Origin of the sequence: Streptomyces sp. 13-12-16, assembly GCF_002114215.1 — a bacterium.
GTDB lineage: Bacteria > Actinomycetota > Actinomycetes > Streptomycetales > Streptomycetaceae > Streptomyces.
This window is the reverse complement of sequence record NZ_NCTE01000454.1, coordinates 1-5,511: the sequence shown is the minus strand read 5'-3', so window position 1 is coordinate 5,511 and position 5,511 is coordinate 1. Positions and strand designations below refer to the sequence as shown.

Genomic DNA, 5,511 nt, shown 5'->3' with positions numbered 1-5,511 from the left:
CCGAGACGGCCGCCTCCGGGCTCGCCGCGCGGCTGCGTGAACTGCCCGCCGCCGACCGCACCGCGGCCCTCGGCGACCTGGTCCGCACCCACGCCGCCGCCGTCCTCGGCCACCCGGGGCCGGAGGCCGTCGCCCCCGACCGCAACTTCCGCGACCTGGGCTTCGACTCACTGACCGCGATCGAGCTGCCCGACCGGCTCGCCCTCGCCACCGGGCTGCGCCTGCCCGCCACCACGGTCTACGACTTCCCGACCGCGCAGGCCCTGGCCGAGCACCTGCTCGCCGAACTCCTCGGCGAGCAGGACACCGGGTCCGGGCCCGACCGGGAGAACGCCGCCGGGCCGTCCGACGACCCGGTCGTCATCGTCGGCATGGCCTGCCGCCTCCCCGGCGGCGTGCGCTCCCCGCAGGACCTGTGGCAGATGCTGAGCGAGGGCCGCGACGGCATCCAGGCCTTCCCCGAGGACCGGGGCTGGGACCTCGCCACCCTGGCGACCGGCGGCGCGGACGGCCGCGGCCACAGCGCCACCCTCAGGGGCGGATTCGTCGAAGGAGCCGCCGAGTTCGACGCCGGTTTCTTCGGGATCTCCCCCCGCGAGGCCATCGCCATGGACCCGCAGCAGCGCCTGCTCCTGGAGACCACCTGGGAGGCGTTCGAACGGGCCGGCATCGACGCCGACGGGCTGCGCGGCAGCCGCACCGGCGTGTTCGTCGGCACCAACGGCCAGGACTACTCCACCCTCGTGATGAACTCCCGCGAGGACCTGGAGGGCCACGCCGGCACCGGGCTCGCCGCCAGCGTCGTCTCCGGCCGGCTCGCCTACACCTTCGGCCTGGAGGGCCCGGCGGTCACCGTCGACACCGCCTGCTCCTCCTCCCTGGTCGCCCTGCACTGGGCGCTCCAGGCGCTGCGGGCCGGCGAGTGCGACCTCGCCGTCGCGGGCGGCGTCACCCTCATGAGCACCCCGTCCGGCTTCTCCGGCTTCACCCTGCAGAACGGCCTCGCCACCGACGGCCACTGCAAGGCGTACGCGGACGCCGCCGACGGCACCGGCTGGTCCGAGGGCGTCGGCCTGCTCGTCGTCGAGCGGCTCTCCGACGCCCGTCGCAACGGGCACGAGGTGCTCGCGGTGGTCCGCGGCTCGGCCGTCAACCAGGACGGCGCCTCCAACGGCCTGACCGCCCCCAACGGTCCGTCGCAACAGCGTGTGATCCGGCAGGCCCTGGCGAGCGCCGGACTCACCCCCGCCGACGTGGACGCCGTCGAGGGCCACGGCACCGGCACCCCGCTGGGCGACCCGATCGAGGCGCAGGCCCTGCTGGCCACCTACGGCCGGGGCCGGGACCCGGAGCGTCCGCTGCTGCTCGGCTCCATCAAGTCGAACATCGGTCACACCCAGGCCGCCGCCGGTGTCGCCGGCGTCATCAAGACCGTCATGGCGATGCGGCACGCCGTACTGCCGAAGACCCTCCACGTCGACCGGCCCTCCACGCACGTCGACTGGGAGGCGGGCGCGGTGCGCCTGCTCACCGAGCCCTCCCCCTGGCCGGAGACCGGCAGGCCGTGGCGTGCGGGCATCTCGTCCTTCGGTATCAGCGGCACCAACGCGCACACCATCATCGAGCAGGCACCCGAGCCCGAGGCGGTGCCCGAGCCGGCCGGCTCCGCGACGACCGGCACGGCGGCCCCCGCTCCGGCCCCCTCGGTCGTTCCGTGGCCCGTCTCCGCGAAGTCCGAGGCGGCCCTGGACGCCCAGGTGGCCCGCATCACCGCCCTGACCGGCAGGTCCCCGCTGGACGTGGGCCACTCCCTGGCCACCGGCCGCGCGCTGCTCGACCACCGTGCGGTCCTCCTCGCCGGACCCGGCGGGGAACCCTTCGAGGTGGCGCGGGGCCGCGCCGCGTACCGCACCACCGCCATCCTGTTCTCGGGTCAGGGTTCGCAGCGGGCGGGGACGGGACGTGAGCTGTACGCCCGGTTCCCGGTGTTCGCGCAGGCGCTGGACGCCGTACTGGACCGTCTGGACGTCGCGGGTGAAGTCCCGTTGCGTGAGGTGCTGTTCGCGGAGGAGGGCACGCCGGAGGCGGAGCTCCTCGATGCGACCGGCTACACCCAGCCCGCGCTGTTCGCCGTCGAGGTGGCGCTGTTCCGGCTGGTCGAAAGCTGGGGTGTGCGGCCGGAGTTCGTGGCGGGTCACTCGGTGGGGGAGATCGCGGCCGCGCACGTGGCCGGAGTGCTGTCGCTGGAGGACGCGTGCACGCTGGTCGCGGCCCGTGCCCGGCTGATGGGGGACCTCCCGGCGGGCGGCGCGATGGTGGCGATCGAGGCCACCGAAGAGGAGATCGTCCCGCTTCTCACGGACGGGATCGCCCTGGCCGCGGTCAACGGTCCCGGGTCCGTCGTCGTCTCCGGTGCCGAGGAGGAAGTCGTCGCGCTCGGCGAGGAGTTCGCCGCACGGGGTCGCAGGACGCAGCGGCTGTCGGTGAGTCATGCCTTCCACTCGCCGCTGATGGAGCCCATGCTGGACGCCTTCCGCGAGGTCGCGGAGGGACTGACCTACGCCGAGCCGCGCATCCCCGTCGTGTCCAACGTGACCGGTGAGATCGCAGGCCCCGACCTGCTGTGCTCCGCCGACTACTGGGTGCGCCACGTCCGGGACACGGTGCGGTTCGCCGACGGCGTGCGCGCCCTGGCCGACGCCGGAGTGAGCGCGTTCCTGGAGGCCGGGCCCGGCGGCGTCCTCACCGCCCTGACCCGGCGCTGCCTGGACGCCGACCAGGACACCGTCGCCGTGCCCGCGCTGCGCGCGGACCGCGACGAGGAGACCGCGCTGCTCACCGCGCTGGCCCGGCTCCACGTCACCGGCGTCCGCGTCGACTGGTCCGCCTTCTTCGAGGGGACCGACGCCCGCCGCACCGAACTGCCGACCTACCCCTTCCAGCGGGAGCGGTTCTGGCCCCGCCCGGCCGCCCTGACCGGAGACGTCAGCTCCGCCGGCCTGGTCTCCGCGGACCACCCGCTGCTCGGCGCCGCCGTACCACTGGCCGACTCCGAGGGCGCGCTGTTCACCAGCCAGATCTCCCTGCAGGTCCACCCCTGGCTGCTCGACCACAAGGTCGGCGGCACGGTCGTCCTGCCCGGCACCGGCTACCTGGAGATGGCCGTCCGCGCCGCCGACCAGGTCGGCTGCGGCCGGGTCCAGGAACTCGTCCTGTCCACCCCGATGGTGCTCGACGACAAGGTGCCCACCGCCCTCCAGGTCGTCCTCGGCGCCCCGGACGAAGAGGGGACCCGCACCATCGCGTTCTACTCCCGCCCGTCCGACGCCACCGACGGCCCCTGGACCCGGCACGCCACCGGAACCCTCACCGTCGCGGAGCACACCGCCCCGTTCGACGTCCCCGCCTGGCCGCCGGCGGACGCCCGCCCGGTGCCCGTCGACGGCACCTACGAGCGCACCGAGTACGGCCCCTGCTTCCAGGGGATGCGCAAGGTGTGGATCCGCGGACAGGAGGCCTTCGTCGAGGTCGCCCTGCCCGAGGAGATCGCCGGGGACGCCCAGTACTTCGGCATCCACCCGGCCCTGCTCGACGCGGTCCAGCACGCCAACGGCTACCTCGGCGTCGGCAGCGAGGACAACCCGCTGCTGCCGTACATCTGGAACGGCGTCTCGCTGCACGCGGGCGGCGCCACCACCCTGCGGGTCCGCATCGCCAGGCTCGGCGACGAGTCGGTCACGCTCACGGCGGCCGACGCCGAGGGCGCACCCGTGCTGTCCGCCGAGTCGCTGGTGCTGCGCGCCCCGAGCGTGCCGCGCGCCCCGGCGGCCACCGGCGGCCAGGAACCGGTGTTCCGCCTCGACTGGGTCACCGCCCCCGAGGTCAAGCCCACCGAGGGCCTGCGGGCCGTCACCCTGGGCGCCGACGTCTTCGGCACCGGCACCGGACTGCCGTCCCTCGCCGACCTCACCGACCCGGCCGACGCCCCCGACTACGTGCTCGTCCCGCTCCAGGGGGAGTACGCCGCCCCCGGCACGGACGTCCCCGGCGCCGTCCACGCCCTCACCGCCCACGCCCTGGAACTCGTCCGCCAGTGGCTCGATCACGACCGGTTCGACCGCACCCGGCTGGTCTTCGTCACCCGCGAGGCGATGGCCGCCGCCGACGGCGAGACCGTACGGGACCTCGCCGCGGGCGCCGCCTGGGGTCTGGTGCGCTCGGCCCAGTCCGAGAACCCCGACCGGTTCGTCCTCGTCGACCTCGACGAACCGGGTGACGTCCAGGCGCTGTTGCCGACCCTGCCGGCCCTGCTCGCCACCGGCGACGCCCAGTTCGCCGTGCGCGAGGGCACCGTCCGCGTCGGCCGGCTCGACCGCCTCGCCACCGGCGCCGGACTGGTCCCGCCCGTCGGCGTGCCGTGGCGGCTCGACACCACCGGCAAGGGCACCCTGGACAACCTCGTCCTCGCCCCGTGCCCGGAGGTGCTGCAGCCGCTCGGCGACCACGAGGTGAGGATCGACGTCGACGCGACCGGCCTGAACTTCCGCGACGTGCTCAACGCCCTCGGCATGTACCCCGGCGAGTCCGGCCCCATGGGCACCGAGGCCGCCGGTGTGGTCACGGCCGTCGGCGCCGCCGTCACCGGACTGCGGCCCGGCGACCGGGTGTTCGGCACCGTGCCCGGCGGATTCGGGCCGGTCGTCGTCGCCGACGAGCACTACCTGGCCCGCGTCCCCGACACCTGGACCCAGCAGGAGGCGGCCTCCGTGCCGCTGGTGTTCCTGACGGCCCTGTACGCCTTCCGTGACCTGGCGGGTCTGCGGGCGGGGGAGTCGGTGCTGGTGCATGCCGGTGCGGGCGGTGTGGGCATGGCGGCGGTGCAGCTGGCCCGGCACCTGGGTGCGGAGGTGTTCGCGACCGCGAGTGAGGGCAAGTGGGAGACGCTGCGGGGTCTGGGGCTGGACGAGGACCACATCGCGTCGTCGCGTGATCTGGGCTTCGAGGAGAAGTTCCGGGCGGTGAGTGGTGGCCGGGGCGTGGATGTGGTGCTGAACGCGCTCGCGGGTGAGTTCGTGGACGCGTCGCTGCGGCTGACGGCGGACGGCGGCCGGTTCCTGGAGATGGGCAAGACCGACGTCCGGGATCCGCGGTCGATCGACCGCGTGACCTACCGGGCCTTCGACCTCGGCGAGGCCGGACCCGCGCGCAACCGCGAACTCCTCGGCGAACTCCTCGACCTGTTCGCCGAGGGCGCCCTGCGGCCCCTGCCGGTGACGGTGTGGGACGTGCGGCGGGCACGCGAGGCGTTCCGCTTCATGAGCCAGGCCAGGCACACCGGCAAGATCGTGCTGACGATGCCGCGCCGCTGGAACCCCGACGGCACCGTCCTCATCACCGGCGGCACCGGCGCGCTCGGCGGACACCTCGCCCGCCGCCTCGCCGCCTCAGGCATGCGGCACCTGCTGCTGACCGGCCGGCGCGGCCCGGACGCGCCCGGCGCCGCCGAACTCG

At 74.8% G+C, this 5,511-nt stretch carries 1 protein-coding gene; it reads left to right on the top strand.

The window, feature by feature from the left end; genetic code table 11:
• Positions 1-5,511, top strand: a 5,511-nt coding sequence (locus B7767_RS18455) for a type I polyketide synthase (RefSeq protein WP_143652539.1), incomplete at both ends; no start/stop codon positions are given.